Consider the following 14,026-nt stretch of genomic DNA (forward strand, 5'->3'; position numbering starts at 1 on the left):
ATTTATGGGAAAATATAGCCAAATCACTTTGTGAAGGAGAACATAGATGAGAGATGACATCAAAATCAATAAGCGCGCTGCAGCCATCAGCGATCAGCTGATTGAAAAGCTTGAAAAAATATATGACCCGGAGATTGAGCTGGATATTTATAACCTGGGTCTGATTTATGAAATCAATCTTGATGAAGAAGGTTTTTGCAAACTGGTTATTACCTTTACTGAAATTAATTGCGGCTGCGTAGACACGCTGCCGGCAGAAATCATTGATTCTCTGTCAGAAATTGATGGAATTAATAAAGTTGGTGTGGAAGTCGTTTGGTCTCCGGCTTGGAAGATGACTCGGATTAGCCGTTTTGGCAGAATCGCACTGGGTATCAGCCCCAAATAAGAACAGCTTTTTTAAAAGAGTTCTTCTTAAAATGGTTTAAGTGAAGATTATAAAAAAATTCATCGTTTTCAGACGATGAATTTTTTGTATTTCAACAGATATTTGTTGAATTATAGATTTTGAAAGGCTATTTTTTACCGGTTTCTTCGGGTTTCCAGAAGTCTGTTACAGCACCTTTGGAAGCGGAGGAAACGATATGAGCGTATTTGCCTAGAACTCCGCGGGAATAAAGCGGCGGAATTTCGGTTTCAGCCTTGCGGCGTTCCAGCTCTTCTTCTGAGACGTCCATGGTGATTTCTTTGGTATCTTGATCCACAATAACTGTATCACCGGTACGAAGGTAGGCAATTGGTCCGCCGTCCTGAGCTTCAGGGGCTATATGTCCGACAACCAGACCGTAAGTACCGCCTGAAAAACGGCCGTCAGTGAGCAGGGCAACCTTGTCTCCTTGACCTTTACCGACAATCATAGAAGAAAGAGAAAGCATTTCCGGCATACCTGGTCCGCCTTTTGGTCCAACGTAACGTACGACAACGACATCGCCGTCAACAATCTCATCTGTCAGTACTGCTTCAATGGCAGCTTCTTCTGAATCAAAGACCTTAGCCGGTCCGACGTGACGGCGGACTTTAACACCTGAAACTTTAGCAACAGCACCTTCCGGAGCGAGATTGCCGTGAAGGATAATCAGCGGGCCGTCAGCACGTTTTGGATTTTCCAGCGGCATGATGACTTTTTGTCCCGGTGTCAAATCGTCAAATTCGGCTAAGTTTTCAGCGACGGTTTTACCGGTACAAGTGAGGCGGTCGCCGTGGAGGAAGCCATTTGCCAAGAGGTATTTCATCACTGCCGGTACGCCGCCGACATTATAAAGATCTTGGAAGACATATTTGCCGGAAGGTTTCAGGTCAGCCAAATGAGGAACTTTTTCCTGAATGACATTGAAATCATCAAGTGTCAGCTCAACATTAGCTGCATGGGCAATCGCTAACAAGTGGAGGGTTGAGTTGGTGGATCCGCCCAGAGCCATGGTTACCGTAATGGCATCTTCAAAAGCTTCGCGTGTCAGGATATCTGATGGCTTAATGCCCATCTCCAGCATCTTCACAACAGCACGGCCGGCTTCTTCAATATCTGCTTTTTTCTCAGGAGATTCGGCAGGATGCGAAGCAGAGCCCGGAAGGCTCATTCCCAAAACTTCAATGGCTGTTGCCATGGTGTTGGCTGTGTACATACCGCCGCAGCCGCCAGGGCCGGGACAAGCATTGCATTCGAGAGCTTTAACTTCTTCTTCGGTCATGTCACCGTGGTTCCAGTGGCCGACCCCTTCAAAGACAGAGACAAGGTCAATATCTTTACCGTCTAAATTACCGGGAGCAATAGTACCGCCGTAGGCAAAGATAGCCGGAATATCCATATTGGCAATGGCAATCATGGAACCTGGCATGTTTTTATCACAGCCGCCGATAGCGACAAAGGCATCGACATTGTGTCCGCCCATAGCCGCTTCGATCGAATCAGCGATAATATCGCGTGATGTCAGCGAGAAGCGCATTCCTTGGGTTCCCATAGCAATACCGTCTGAAACTGTAATGGTTCCGAATTGAACGGGCCAGGCTCCCGAATCTTTAACCCCGACTTTTGCCAGTTTGCCAAAGTCGTGCAGGTGAATATTACAGGGTGTATTTTCGGCCCAAGTGGAAATAACGCCAACGATAGGCTTTTCAAAATCGTCATCCTGCATGCCTGTTGCTCTGAGCATAGCACGGTTAGGTGATTTAACCATTGAATCGTAGACAGAACTGCGATTTCTTAAATGTTTAAGAGTTTCTTTGTCAGTCATTTGACCGCTTCCTTTCATCTCATATATAGTTATCTGAAGCAGAATGCTATAACTTTATAAAACATTATAGCACAAATCTTGCTTGTAATCAGTATAATTGTTGCAAAATTCTATTATTTTCTGAAAAATTCTGTATCAATTTAAAGCTCATGTGTGCGAATGCTTTCTGAGCCAGACCTTGCGAATTTCTTCCAAAGCAAGAATAGGAAGCGGGCAGCAAATCAGGTAAAGCCAGTTCACTGCTTCTAAAGGGGCTGTATTAAAAATATGGTTAAAAAGAGGCAGGTAGCTCAAAAGGATAAAGAGCAGGATTTCAGCCAGCATTCCCAGATTGATATAAGAATTTGAAAAGAGTTTAAGATCAAAGACAGACTGCTTAGTTGTCCGGCAGTTTTGCACCATGCCGATTTGGCAGAATATGATAGCTCCCAGCGTCATGGTTGTGGCTTCTGCATAGTAGGGGCCGCTAAAAGCAAATCCCTGACCGTGAATCAGATAGGTGAAAAAGAAAGCTCCCATGGCAAGAACAGCTTCCAGCAGACCGTACCAGACAAAGGCTTTAACCAGCAGCTTTTTAGTGAGGAGCGGATCCGATTTGCGTCTGGGCGGTCTTTCCATAATATCTTTTTCAGCATTTTCAATACCCAGACCTAAGGCGGGCAGCATGTCACTGCCAAGGTCAATAGCGAGAATCTGCATAACGGTTAATGGCAGAGGAATGAACCCGCGGGAGAACAGAAAGGTGGCTGAGGGCACTGCTTCAGAGGTATTGGAGTTGAAGATGTAGGTTAGAAACTTTTTAATATTTTGATAGACTGTCCGTCCTTCTTCGATAGCATTAACGATGGAGGCAAAGTTATCATCGGTTAAAATCATGTCAGCTGAGGATTTGGCAACATCTGTTCCGGTAATTCCCATGGCAACGCCAATATCAGCTTTTTTCAGGGCGGGAGCATCGTTGACACCATCGCCGGTTACGGCAACAACATGGCCTAGTTCCTGCAGATTGGTCACGATGCGGTATTTTTGTTCAGGAGCGATACGGGCAAAGACCACTTCGTCTTTAAGAATCGTCTGAAGGTCACTGTCAGAGAGCTCTCCTAATTCCTGACCTGTGACCAATCGGGGGTTGTTTCCTTGAACAATGCCGATTTTCTTTGCGATGCTGAGAGCTGTCAAACCATAGTCGCCGGTGATCATGATAATTCTGATATTGGCTTTATGGCATTTTTCAATAGCCTTGGCAACTTCCATACGCGGGGGATCCTGCATGACAAGGAGTCCCATGAAGATGAGGTCTTGTTCAATGATTTCAGGGGTATAATCCGCGAAATCCTTCGGCAGGTCAGCTGTTTGATCAAGCTGGCGGCAGGCCAGAGCCAAAACGCGCAGCCCGTCTTTGGCATATTGGTCATTGGCATTTAAAATGTCAGCTCTTTCCTTATCAGTCAAGGGCCTAATCTGATTTTGGTCGTAAATTCTGCTGGACAGCTCTGCGATTTCTTTAGGCGCACCCTTGGTAAAACTAATCAGATGGTTACCGGCCAGCGCTGTTTCAAGCTGGTGAACGGTTGTCATGCGCTTACGGTCAGAATCAAAGGTCAGCTCATGGAGCCTTGGAGCTGTCTTTTCATTGTCGGTTAGGTCAATTCCAGCTTTTTGAGCAAGGACGTTTAGGCAGGCTTCGGTCGGATCGCCAAGGACAGTGTAGCGTGTTTGATCCCCGTGAGGCGGTTCAATGGAAGCATTGCCGCAAAGAGCAGCTCCTCTGATAAGCCAGTTTAGACTGGGATTGTCACTGACTTGGACAGCTTTTTGATTAGCCTCAATAGTACCTTTGGGAGCATAACCCAAGCCGGTCACCTCATATTCTTGCTGCGGCGTCCAAATATGATTGACCGTCATTTCATTTTGGGTCAGTGTTCCGGTTTTATCAGAGCAGATAACGGAAGTTTCTCCCAAAGTCTCTACAGAAGCCAGCGTTTTGACCAGCGCATTTTTCTTAGCCATCTTTTGAACAGCCATGGCAAGTGACAGTGTCACGGTTGGCAAAAGACCCTCAGGAATAAAGGCCACAATCATGCCCAATGCAAAGACAAAGGCCTGTGCCAAGGGTTCTTTAATGAGTAAAACGGACGTGAGCAAAAAGAAGATACCGACCGATACAGCGATCAAGGAAATCTGCTTGGTCAGACGGTTGAGTTCTTTTTGCAAAGGACTGGTGACATTGCTGACGCCTTGTGTTAAATGGGCAATCTGTCCGAATTCTGTTGCCATACCGATATTGGTGATTAGAACTTTAGCATTGCCCTTGCTGACAGATGTGCCGGCAAAGACAAGATTGTCCAAACTGAGAAGATCGGGATCTTTCTCAAAAATAGCACGGTTATTTTTATTAACGGGATTAGACTCGCCGGTAAGAGCAGACTGATTAACCTGAAAATCATCTGTAGCAGAAATAATACGGGCATCGGCAGAAATACTGTCGCCTTCTTCAATCATCATCAAATCACCCGGCACCAGCTCTTGGGCAAGAATTTTTTCTTCTTGATTTTGCCGCGTAACGCGGGCATAGACAGGCAGCATGTGCTCAAGTGCTTCTGTTGCCTTGCCGGCCTTGTATTCTTGGAAGAAAGAAAAGCATCCGTTGATAATGTTGACCAGCCAGATAGCTATTCCCAGCTCAGGTGTTCCTGCAAAGAAGAAGGCGACCGCTCCGCCAATCCAGAGCAAAATTGCCATCAAAGACAAAAAGTTTTTGGCAAATTTGATGATTAAGGGTTCTCCTTTGATTTTTTCCAGTTGGTTAGGGCCGTATATTTCCTGCCTTTTGGCAGCTTCATCAAAAGAGAGTCCCTGAGGACTAGTCTTTGCCTGTTCAAAGACAGTCTGTATATCGTATTGGTATAAATTAGGCTGTCTGTTAATGTTTTGCTGATTGCCTTTTCTAATCACGAAAAACACTTCCCATCTAATGTAAGCCTTTTACTTTATAAGATGATTATACGCCTATTTTCAGAAAGTGGTGCAAAAAAAGTTTAACTTTTCTGGAAAATACAGGCAAATAAAAAAACTCCTAAATGCAAGCGCATTTAGGAGTTCAGAAAACGTCAGCTGACTTTATTGATGAGGCGTGAACACAAGGTGTTCGTTGACGAAAGCATCAAATCCAAGATTGCTGAGTTCGCGGCCGTAGCCTGAGTTTTTGATACCGCCAAACGGAACTTCCGGATGAGATGTCCAGCCGGAATTGATGAAGGACATACCTGTTTCAACTTTAGCAGCAACTTCTTTGGCGTGCTCAAGATCTTTGGAGAAGACAGTACCGCCCAGTCCATAACTGGAATCATTAGCGATAGCGATAGCTTCTTCTTCGGTATCCACTTTGTAGATAGATGCCACAGGGCCAAAGATTTCTTGGTTGTAGATTGGGTTGTCTTTAGTAATATCAGTCAAGACAGTAGGCATGATAAAGTTTCCCGGATGGTCAATCGGTTCATTGCCATAAACTACATGCGCTCCATTATCTACCGCCAATTTAATTTGGCCAAGAACATCTTCTTTGGCTTCAGCAGATGACAGCGGTGCAAGTGTTGTTTCAGGATCCATTGGGTCGCCCCATTTAGCTGTCTTAAAGGCTTCAACAACGATATCAACGAATTTCTTATAGTTGTCATCGCCAACAACGATAAAGCGTTTCGATGATGTACATACCTGACCGGCATTGTAGAGACGGGCAAAGAAGACAGTATTCTTCAAGAGATCAAAATCAGCGTCTTCTAAGATAAGGAAGGCATCGTTACCGCCAAGTTCAAGTGCAGATTTTTTCAGATTTGCTCCTGCTTCGGCAGCGATTGAAGCACCGCCGCGTTCAGAACCGGTCAAGGCAACACCTTGAACCCGAGGGTCTGCAATAGCATTGTTTACTTGGTCATAAGTGAGGAAGAGGTTCTTGAAAGAGCCCTCAGGAGCGCCTGCTTCCCTAACCAAGTCTTCAAATGCTTGGGCAGAACCCGGGCAGATAGACGCATGTTTTAGGACGGTCGGATTGCCGATCATAAAGTTAGGAGCGAACACACGCATTACTTGATAGAATGGGAAATTCCAAGGTTCTACCATAAAGAGCACGCCGACTGCCTGTTTGATATAATAGGCATCTCCGTGGATAGGTTCAAATGACTTAGGCTGCAGGAATTCTTCAGCTTTATCAGCAAAGTAGTCGGCAATTTCTGCACATAAATCAACTTCCCCTTGAGCTTCTGTAAAAAGTTTACCCATGTCTTTGGTCATCGCTTCAGCATATTTGTCACGGTCCCTGCGAAGAAGGTCAGCTACTTTATGCAGTTGAGCTTTGCGTTCTTCCAGACCGCCTTCAGCACGCCATTTTTTATAAAGAGCGTGTGCTGTTGCCAATGCCTTTTCCAAATCTGCATCACTGTTGTTTGCAAATTCTTGTAAAACCTCATTCGTATACGGGTAGGTTGTCTTATAGGCCATAGTTGTTCCTCCAATTTTTATTTAATTAAATTCATTATAGCACTTTTGAAACCGATTTCAAGAATTGCGCGTGTTTTTTTGCTGTCCCTTGCAAAACAAATCTTACTTAAGCCTTGACATGTTATAATAAAGCTATGCTAACAAATGAATTTAAGCAGTTAATGGAAACAGACACCATCGGCACAGCCAAAGCCTTGCTGGGCATGCAGCTGTGTTTAAATGGTCAGCTGCTGGGCAGAATTGTAGAAACAGAAGCTTATTTGGGCAGCAAGGACAGTGCCTGCCACAGTGCTAAGGGGCGGCGAACGCCGAAAAATGAAGCCATGTATCTGCCGGCAGGGCACTGGTATGTTTATCAGATTTACGGCCATCAGATGCTCAACTTGGTGACTAAGGAACAGGATGTTGCAGAAGCAGTTCTTATCCGGGCTCTGGAACTTCCTGACGGTGAACTTTTGGCCAACGGTCCCGGGAAATTAACAAAGTTGGCAGGGATTGATAAGCGTTTCAATGGAGATTTTTTAGAGGCTTCTCACCTGCAGCTGCTAAAGGACAAATTACCGCACCGTATTGCCGTAAGGCCCCGCATCGGTGTGACCTGCAGCGACAGCTGGCGCACAGAGCCGCTTTGTTTTTATGTAGCCGGCAACCGGCACGTCTCTAAAATTTCTAAAAAAAGCCTCTTACCGGATGAAGAGACTTGGTTAGACTGACAGCTGCCTCATCAGGCAGCTTTTTTATTGATGTAATTTTTGCTTCTGTTTGTGCACGTAGCTGTAAAACAAATAAACCACCCGTTGGCAAACGGATGGTTATGAGTTTAACGGTTGGTTGACATACCTTTTGGTTCCAAATAGTGCTGGATAGCTCCGAGAATTAAATCGGAGACAACAGCCATAAAGGCGGTTGGCAGGGAACCTGCAAGAATGATAGCACCGCCGTTGGTTGCATTGGTACCGCGTATGATAATATCTCCAAGACCGCTGCCGCCGACAAAGGCTCCGATAGCCGTAATCCCGATTGCCAGCACCAAGGCATTGCGGATACCGGCCATGATGACAGCTAAAGACAAGGGCAGCTCAACCATCAGCAGTTGCTGTTTACCAGTCATTCCCATGCCCTTGGCAGCGTCAACTAGGTCAGCATTGACATTTCGAATACCAGCATAGGTATTGCCGATAATAGGCAGCAAGGAGTATAAAAAGACGGTCGCAATAACAGTTTTGGTGCCCAGACCCAAAGCCAGCATGATAATGGAAATCATGGCTAAAGAAGGAATGGTTTGTATGACATTGGCGATGCCCATAATAAATCCTTTGAGCTGCCCCTTCTTAGCAATCAGTATTCCTACCGGAATTCCTATAAGGGCAGCAAGCAGCACGCCGTATATAGAAATGAGGAAGTGCTGCAGGAACTGTGTCAGAACATAGCTGCTGTTGTGCTGAAAATAGTAAATCAGCTGCTCTGTAATACTCATATGACTCATTATTAATCCCCTCCTTCACGGAAGTAATGATGTTTTTTCAAAAAATTATGTGCAACGACAGATGGCTCCAGCAGTTGGTCATCTACTTGATAATTGAGCTCTTGCATGGTCTCAAGGTCGATCTTTCCGTCTAAGCGGTGCAAAAGCGGCTTTAATTCAGGATACTGTCTTAAAATCCGGTTGTTAGCAACCATAGACGCATCGTAAGGCGGGAAGAAATGCTTATTGTCTTTAAGAATGGTAAGGTCATAGCTTTGGATGCGGCCGTCTGTGGAATATCCCAGAACCACCTGCATCTTATCATTTTCAACAGCGTCGTAAACAAGGCCTATCTGCATCGGATAGATGCTCTTAAAGGAAAAACCGTAGGTGCGGCTGAATTCCTTGTAACCGTCGCCTTCGCGTCTCATCCAGGTACTGTCAACACCCGCCTTAGCAGTCGTTGCGATTCTTTTTAAATCCGCTACGGTTGTAAGATTGTTTGCCTTGGCAAATTTAGTTGTCACCATAAAAGCGTAAGTATCGGCAAAACCGTAGCTTGGGAACCAGGTTTGATCAAAGCGCTTGGTGAATTCTTTTTTGATAATTTTGCTGGCCTTGATATTGTCCTTTTCAGCCGGCAAATTCAGCGTTCCTGTCAGGTCTGTTCCTGTATAGCGGGTTGCTGCAACATCCGCGTCTTCTCGCATCAGCGCCTGATGGACTACATTGGTGGAGCCGAGGTTGGAAATCAGGGTCGTTTTATAGCCCAATTCATGAGTAATCAATTCGCTGATCATATTAGCCATAATACTGGATTCCGTCGTACTTTGTGCGGCGATTCTTATATTAGCATCGTCCTTATTTTTCGCATTGTTGCTTTTGCTGCAGCTGGCTAAAGCAATTAGTGGAATTATTGTAAGGATTGCTAAAAAATATAGTCGTTTTTTCATGTCATAAATTCCTCTTTTGTCGCGGTGTCAAATGATCTTCAAGGCGCCCGAGCAGATAATCAACAATTAAAGAAAGGAGAATAACAGGAATGGTTCCCCCGATAATTAAAGAAGGCTGAAAGAGGCTTAAACCGCTGAAAATAAGATCTCCAAGGCCCCCGGCACCGATATAGGACGCCAAGGTAGCCCAGGCAATGACATAAATAGCAGACAGCCTGATTCCTGTCATAATAACCGGCACTGCCAAGGGCAACTCAACTTGAAAAATTGACTGAATCGGGGTCATTCCCATGCCCTTCGCACTGTCTTTTAAAATGGGGTCCACACTGTTCATTCCGATATAGGTATTTCTCATGATTGGCAGCAAAGAATAAATGAAAAGAGCGATGATTGCAGGCGTTCTTCCAACACCAAACAAAGGAATCATCATGGCTAAAAGAGCCAGACTGGGAACGGTTTGCAGGATACTGGCCAGACCGATAAAGAACTTAGCCAGTTTAGGAAACCGTGTCAGCGCAACGCCGATAGGAACAGCGACAATAATTCCCAAAAACAGAGCCATTGCCGAAATATAAATCTGTTCCCAAGTCTTAACGATTAATTCACTGCCGTATTGTGCTAAAAAGTCACTCATAGCGTGTCCTCCGTATCTTGGCTGCCCCAGATGATATCATAGAGCATATCAACCAATGATGCCCGCGTTACAATTCCCTTAAGGTGGTGTTCTTTGTCAACCACCGGAACATATTTTAAGCCGCGCTTTAAAATACGGTGGGCTGTATCGCGCAGGAGCTGGTCTTCTTCTAAGTAGAAAGTAACTTTGTTTAGGATATCGCCGACAGAAAGATCCTTCTTATAGTTGTTGTTGAGGGTTTCAATATCAATCAGGCCGAGCAGTTTATTGTCCTTATCTGTGACTAAAAGAGAGTCAACACGTCTTTGTCTCATCAAGGAAACGGCTTCATGCAGGGATTGTTCGGGCATAATGGAAACCGGATCTTTTAACATGATTGTCTTAACAGGCGTGACATCAGCGCGTGCCTGAATCAGGCGGTCTTCCCCAATCATCTTTTGCACAAAAGGTGTTGCTGGGTGTCGCAGCAATTCAGTAGGACTGTCCTGCTGAACAGTATGGCCTTCATCCATAACAACAATTTTGGTTGCAAGCTTTAAGGCTTCATCAATATCATGGGTAACCAAGACAATGGTTTTTCCAGTCTTTTCCTGCAGCGATTTGACAAGATCCTGCAGTCCTTCTCTTGTGATAGGGTCCAAGGCTCCGAAAGGTTCATCCATGAGGATAATCTCTTGATCGGCAGCCAGTGCTCTGATAACACCGATACGCTGCTGCTGCCCGCCGGACAGCTCATAAGGGTAGCGATCCAGAAAATCTTCCGGCAGCTCAACTAATTTTATCAGCTCTTTTGCCTTGGCTTTTTTCTTTTCTTCCGGCCATTTCAAAAGCTTTGGCACCAGCGTAATGTTTTCATAGATGGTCATGTGAGGCATGAGACCGATATTTTGAATGACATAGCCGATTTTTCGCCGCAGCTGGACAGGGTTGAAGTGTGAAATTTCCTGACCGTTGATCAAGATTTCGCCGCTGCTTGGTTTTAACATTCGGTTAATCATACGCAGGATAGTTGTTTTGCCGGAACCACTGGTACCGATCAGGCAGACAAACTCTCCGGGCATAATTTTCAGATTGATATGCTCAACAGCAACATTGTCTCCATAAATTTTATTGACCTCTTTAAACTCAATAACAGGTTCTTTTTCCATACTGACCTCCTTTGGTTGTTTTCGATTATCAGTTTGAACAGTAACAGACGGAGAAAAATTCTCTAGTTACTAGTAGTGTATCAAATTTATGTAAAAAAATGAAATATTTTTATGAATCAAATCATTTTCAGAAAATAGTTTCAATTTATTTAAATGATTATTGGAAAAAAATTAGGAGAAGACTTGACAAGAAACTGTGGTGGCTAAAGATACCAAAAGTCCGTCAAGCTGGAGTTCGGAACAAGCAGCTATCCTGACTGCCTGTCCCGCAGTCGAGTTTTTGTGTGCTGTTCTATCAAATTCCTCTTCTTTTGCGTTATAATAAAGATAGCACCTAGAGTTCACTAGAGGTTGACAGCGGAAGGGGAAAAAATGAAGGAATCAATAGGAGAATTTGCAAAACGCAGCAAGCTCAGTATCCATACGCTTAGATATTACGAAAATCAAGGCTTATTAAAGCCGCAGAGAGATAGTAGCAACAGGCGCTGCTATACTGATGATGATTACCGCTGGCTGCTGTTTATACTGCGTTTGAAAGCTGTCGGCATGCCGCTTAAAGAAATCAAAAGGTATTCTGAACTGAGAGAAAAAGGAGCCGGCACTTATTTGGAAAGAATGCAGTTGCTGGAAAATCATTTAAAAGTACTGGATAAAACGATTCAGTCTCTTTTAGACAATAAAGCTCAGCTGCTTGACAAAATTCAGTTCTATAAAGAGCAGATAGGAGATTCAGCAGACTCTTAAACAAGAGCAGCGATTTAGGTTTTTGTTTATAGTATTGAGATCGGAGGGACAGCCATGGCGCAAACATCTTTATTTGACCAAGATATGGATATGACAGCACCTCTAGCCAGCCGTGTGAGGCCGACCAGTCTGGATGATTTTGTCGGTCAGAAGCATCTGGTGGGAGAAGGAAAATTTTTGCGGGAAATGATTGATAAAGACCAGGTGTCGTCCATGATTTTCTGGGGACCGCCCGGAGTGGGAAAGACGACACTGGCTGAAATTATTGCCAAAAAGACCAAATCCAAGTTTATTACCTTCAGCGCGGTGTTAAATGGCATCAAAGAAATCCGTAAAATCATGAACGAAGCAGAGGAAAACCGCCAGCTGGGTGAGCGCACTATCGTTTTTATTGATGAAATCCACCGTTTTAACAAGGCTCAGCAGGATGCTTTTTTGCCCTATGTGGAAAAGGGCAGTATCATTTTGATTGGAGCGACAACTGAAAATCCCTCTTTTGAAGTTAACTCAGCTTTACTGTCACGCACCCGGGTCTTTGTTCTCAAGCAGCTAAGCGAAAGTGATATTACAGACTTGCTCAAACGGGTTCTCAAATCCCCTCAGGCTTTTCCGGATTTGGAGATTAGTATCAGCGATGAGCTCCTGAAACAAATTGCCATTTATTCTAACGGGGATGCCAGGACAGCTCTCAATACACTGGAAATGCTGGTCATTAACAGTGACATAAAAGATAAAACAGTCACCATCTCCGGTGACCTCTTGGAAGAACTGCTGGATAAGAAAACGGCCTATTATGATAAGGCCGGTGAGGAACATTATAATATCATCTCTGCCCTTCATAAATCCATGCGCAACAGCGATGTGGATTCAGCCATTTACTGGTTAGGGCGGATGATTGATGGCGGTGAGGATCCTATTTATATTGCCCGGCGTCTGATTCGCTTTGCCAGTGAGGATATCGGACTGGCGGACAACAGTGCCCTCAATCTGGCGATTAATGTTTTTCAAGCCTGCCGCTACATCGGACTGCCTGAGTGTGATGTACATCTGACCCAGTGTGTGATTTATCTGTCTTTGGCTCCAAAGTCCAATGCAACATATAAAGCCAGAACAGCTGTGCAAAAGGACATCAAACAAACCATTGATGAACCGGTGCCCTTGCAGCTGCGCAATGCAACAACCAAACTCATGAAAGAAGTCGGTTACGGCAAGGGGTATCAGCTGGCGCATTTTTATAAAGATAAACTGACTACAATGCCGACACGCCCTGAAAGCATAGCTGATCATATTTATTACAAGCCGACCGAAGAAGGCCATGAAGCCAGAATCAAACAGCGGCTTAACTATATCAAAGAATGGAAAGAAAAACACCATACCAACTCTAGTGAAAAGTAAGAAAAAAGCTTTTTTCGGTGATATTTCCTTAGCTCGCTTGCGCTCGTGAAAATTTATATGGTATTTTTGCTTATCAAAATAAGCAAATAGAGGGCTGTCTATAGTCTAAAAGCTCCGGCAAGCGCAGGCCGGAGCTTTTTGTACAGTTGAGGCCTGAGCCTAAAATGCTGCTTCACTGCAGCCTCAAGCTGACAGTAAGAAGATGGTTTTTGAAGGTTGAAACGGATTAAGAGTTAAAGGGATGAGCCTTAACAAAGTCGGCTAAAGCTTCAAGCTTATCCTCAATGCTGTGAAGTGTTTGCAGAAAGACTTGGTCTGGCTGACCTGTGGGATCATCCAAACCCCAATCTTCTCTGTGTTTGCAAGGCAGATAAGGACAATGGACATTGCAGCCCATGGTAATAACAATATCAATGACCGGCAGCTCTTCCAGCAGTTTAGAATACTGTGCGGCCTCCATGTCAATGGCATAGTGCTCTTTCATGATTCGGACAGCATCTTGATTCATATGCGGTTTGGTTTTTGTCCCAGCTGAATAGGCCTCGAAAACATGAGCGTAACGAGACTTGGCCAAAGCTTCAGCCATCTGACTTCTGCAGGAATTATGGACACAGATAAAGGCAACCTTGGGCTTTGAGGTCATGATAATTTCTCCTGAATAATAGCCTTCACGTCCTCGGCAGACAAGACCTTACCAGCAGAAACGACTTCTTCGTTTAAAACGAGAGCCGGTGTGGACATAACACCGTAATTAGCAATTTGGCTGAAATCTTTGACGTGTTCGACAACAGCTTTGAGCGCAGTTTCCTCACAAGCTTGCTTGACATTAGCTTCTAAAGTTTGGCATTTCTTGCAGCCGGAGCCCAGCACTTTAAAAACAGCAGCCTCGCTTTTTGGCGCAGCAGTCTTGTGAAAATCTTGATTTTCTTTTTTTCTGAACAATGACATCGTTATACCTC

At 44.6% G+C, this 14,026-nt stretch carries 13 protein-coding genes; 4 read left to right on the top strand and 9 right to left on the bottom strand.

What is annotated here, in order from left to right:
• The first annotated feature begins 46 nt into the window (after window positions 1-46).
• On the top strand, window positions 47-388 hold the full coding sequence (locus AC4HAF_RS05120) for a metal-sulfur cluster assembly factor (RefSeq protein ID WP_491096924.1): 342 nt from the start codon (window positions 47-49) through the stop codon (window positions 386-388).
• A 127-nt stretch (window positions 389-515) separates the two neighbouring features.
• Here AC4HAF_RS05120 and ilvD read toward each other — a convergent pair whose 3' ends face one another.
• From ilvD to AC4HAF_RS05135, 3 genes are all read right to left on the bottom strand, one after another.
• A complete protein-coding gene (gene ilvD / locus AC4HAF_RS05125) occupies window positions 516-2,231 on the bottom strand; it encodes a dihydroxy-acid dehydratase (RefSeq protein WP_491091903.1) in 1,716 nt (571 codons plus the stop codon).
• Window positions 2,232-2,378: 147 nt separating this feature from the next.
• Window positions 2,379-5,159, bottom strand: coding sequence for a cation-translocating P-type ATPase (locus AC4HAF_RS05130; protein ID WP_491096981.1), 2,781 nt, complete (start codon window positions 5,157-5,159; stop codon window positions 2,379-2,381).
• A gap of 192 nt (window positions 5,160-5,351) precedes the next feature.
• Complete coding sequence (locus AC4HAF_RS05135; RefSeq protein ID WP_491096925.1) at window positions 5,352-6,728, bottom strand: NAD-dependent succinate-semialdehyde dehydrogenase; 1,377 nt, start codon at window positions 6,726-6,728, stop codon at window positions 5,352-5,354.
• A gap of 134 nt (window positions 6,729-6,862) precedes the next feature.
• Here AC4HAF_RS05135 and AC4HAF_RS05140 point away from each other — a divergent pair, with 134 nt between their 5' ends.
• On the top strand, window positions 6,863-7,441 hold the full coding sequence (locus AC4HAF_RS05140; protein ID WP_491096926.1) for a DNA-3-methyladenine glycosylase: 579 nt from the start codon (window positions 6,863-6,865) through the stop codon (window positions 7,439-7,441).
• A 107-nt stretch (window positions 7,442-7,548) separates the two neighbouring features.
• Here AC4HAF_RS05140 and AC4HAF_RS05145 read toward each other — a convergent pair whose 3' ends face one another.
• From AC4HAF_RS05145 to AC4HAF_RS05160, 4 genes are read right to left on the bottom strand one after another with little or no spacing between them, the layout of a single operon-like run.
• The gene (locus AC4HAF_RS05145) at window positions 7,549-8,214 is read right to left on the bottom strand and encodes an ABC transporter permease (protein WP_027974934.1); all 666 of its coding nucleotides are present in this window, start codon (window positions 8,212-8,214) and stop codon (window positions 7,549-7,551) included.
• A gap of 2 nt (window positions 8,215-8,216) precedes the next feature.
• Complete coding sequence (locus tag AC4HAF_RS05150; RefSeq protein ID WP_491096927.1) at window positions 8,217-9,146, bottom strand: osmoprotectant ABC transporter substrate-binding protein; 930 nt, start codon at window positions 9,144-9,146, stop codon at window positions 8,217-8,219.
• A 1-nt stretch (window position 9,147) separates the two neighbouring features.
• Window positions 9,148-9,780, bottom strand: coding sequence for an ABC transporter permease (locus tag AC4HAF_RS05155; RefSeq protein WP_491096928.1), 633 nt, complete (start codon window positions 9,778-9,780; stop codon window positions 9,148-9,150).
• Entirely contained in the window at window positions 9,777-10,928 is a 1,152-nt protein-coding gene (locus AC4HAF_RS05160) for a betaine/proline/choline family ABC transporter ATP-binding protein (protein WP_491096929.1), read from the bottom strand. Before AC4HAF_RS05160 ends, AC4HAF_RS05155 begins: the two co-directional genes overlap by 4 nt.
• 372 nt (window positions 10,929-11,300) lie before the next feature.
• Between AC4HAF_RS05160 and AC4HAF_RS05165 the strand changes: the two genes are divergently transcribed.
• Window positions 11,301-11,672 (top strand): MerR family transcriptional regulator, encoded by a 372-nt coding sequence (locus tag AC4HAF_RS05165; protein ID WP_027974930.1) that lies wholly within the window; start codon window positions 11,301-11,303, stop codon window positions 11,670-11,672.
• A gap of 54 nt (window positions 11,673-11,726) precedes the next feature.
• Complete coding sequence (locus tag AC4HAF_RS05170; protein WP_491096930.1) at window positions 11,727-13,067, top strand: replication-associated recombination protein A; 1,341 nt, start codon at window positions 11,727-11,729, stop codon at window positions 13,065-13,067.
• A gap of 226 nt (window positions 13,068-13,293) precedes the next feature.
• Here the strand turns inward: AC4HAF_RS05170 and AC4HAF_RS05175 are convergent, their stop codons facing one another.
• Both AC4HAF_RS05175 and AC4HAF_RS05180 read right to left on the bottom strand, forming a co-directional pair.
• On the bottom strand, window positions 13,294-13,710 hold the full coding sequence (locus AC4HAF_RS05175) for an arsenate reductase ArsC (RefSeq protein WP_491096931.1): 417 nt from the start codon (window positions 13,708-13,710) through the stop codon (window positions 13,294-13,296).
• A complete protein-coding gene (locus AC4HAF_RS05180) occupies window positions 13,707-14,015 on the bottom strand; it encodes a thioredoxin family protein (RefSeq protein WP_491096932.1) in 309 nt (102 codons plus the stop codon). Before AC4HAF_RS05180 ends, AC4HAF_RS05175 begins: the two co-directional genes overlap by 4 nt.
• Between the last annotated feature and the right edge of the window lie 11 nt (window positions 14,016-14,026).

It is taken from the genome of Streptococcus sp. ELY_90 (assembly GCF_058314475.1).

Excerpts from the sequence above, each read along its gene's own strand:
- AC4HAF_RS05120 (WP_491096924.1), top strand. The coding sequence starts at position 47 with ATGAGAGATGACATCAAAATCAATAAGCGCGCTGCAGCCATCAGCGAT.
- ilvD (WP_491091903.1), bottom strand. The coding sequence starts at position 2,231 with ATGACTGACAAAGAAACTCTTAAACATTTAAGAAATCGCAGTTCTGTC.
- AC4HAF_RS05135 (WP_491096925.1), bottom strand. The coding sequence starts at position 6,728 with ATGGCCTATAAGACAACCTACCCGTATACGAATGAGGTTTTACAAGAA.
- AC4HAF_RS05140 (WP_491096926.1), top strand. The coding sequence starts at position 6,863 with ATGCTAACAAATGAATTTAAGCAGTTAATGGAAACAGACACCATCGGC.
- AC4HAF_RS05145 (WP_027974934.1), bottom strand. The coding sequence starts at position 8,214 with ATGAGTCATATGAGTATTACAGAGCAGCTGATTTACTATTTTCAGCAC.
- AC4HAF_RS05150 (WP_491096927.1), bottom strand. The coding sequence starts at position 9,146 with ATGAAAAAACGACTATATTTTTTAGCAATCCTTACAATAATTCCACTA.
- AC4HAF_RS05155 (WP_491096928.1), bottom strand. The coding sequence starts at position 9,780 with ATGAGTGACTTTTTAGCACAATACGGCAGTGAATTAATCGTTAAGACT.
- AC4HAF_RS05160 (WP_491096929.1), bottom strand. The coding sequence starts at position 10,928 with ATGGAAAAAGAACCTGTTATTGAGTTTAAAGAGGTCAATAAAATTTAT.
- AC4HAF_RS05165 (WP_027974930.1), top strand. The coding sequence starts at position 11,301 with ATGAAGGAATCAATAGGAGAATTTGCAAAACGCAGCAAGCTCAGTATC.
- AC4HAF_RS05170 (WP_491096930.1), top strand. The coding sequence starts at position 11,727 with ATGGCGCAAACATCTTTATTTGACCAAGATATGGATATGACAGCACCT.
- AC4HAF_RS05175 (WP_491096931.1), bottom strand. The coding sequence starts at position 13,710 with ATGACCTCAAAGCCCAAGGTTGCCTTTATCTGTGTCCATAATTCCTGC.
- AC4HAF_RS05180 (WP_491096932.1), bottom strand. The coding sequence starts at position 14,015 with ATGTCATTGTTCAGAAAAAAAGAAAATCAAGATTTTCACAAGACTGCT.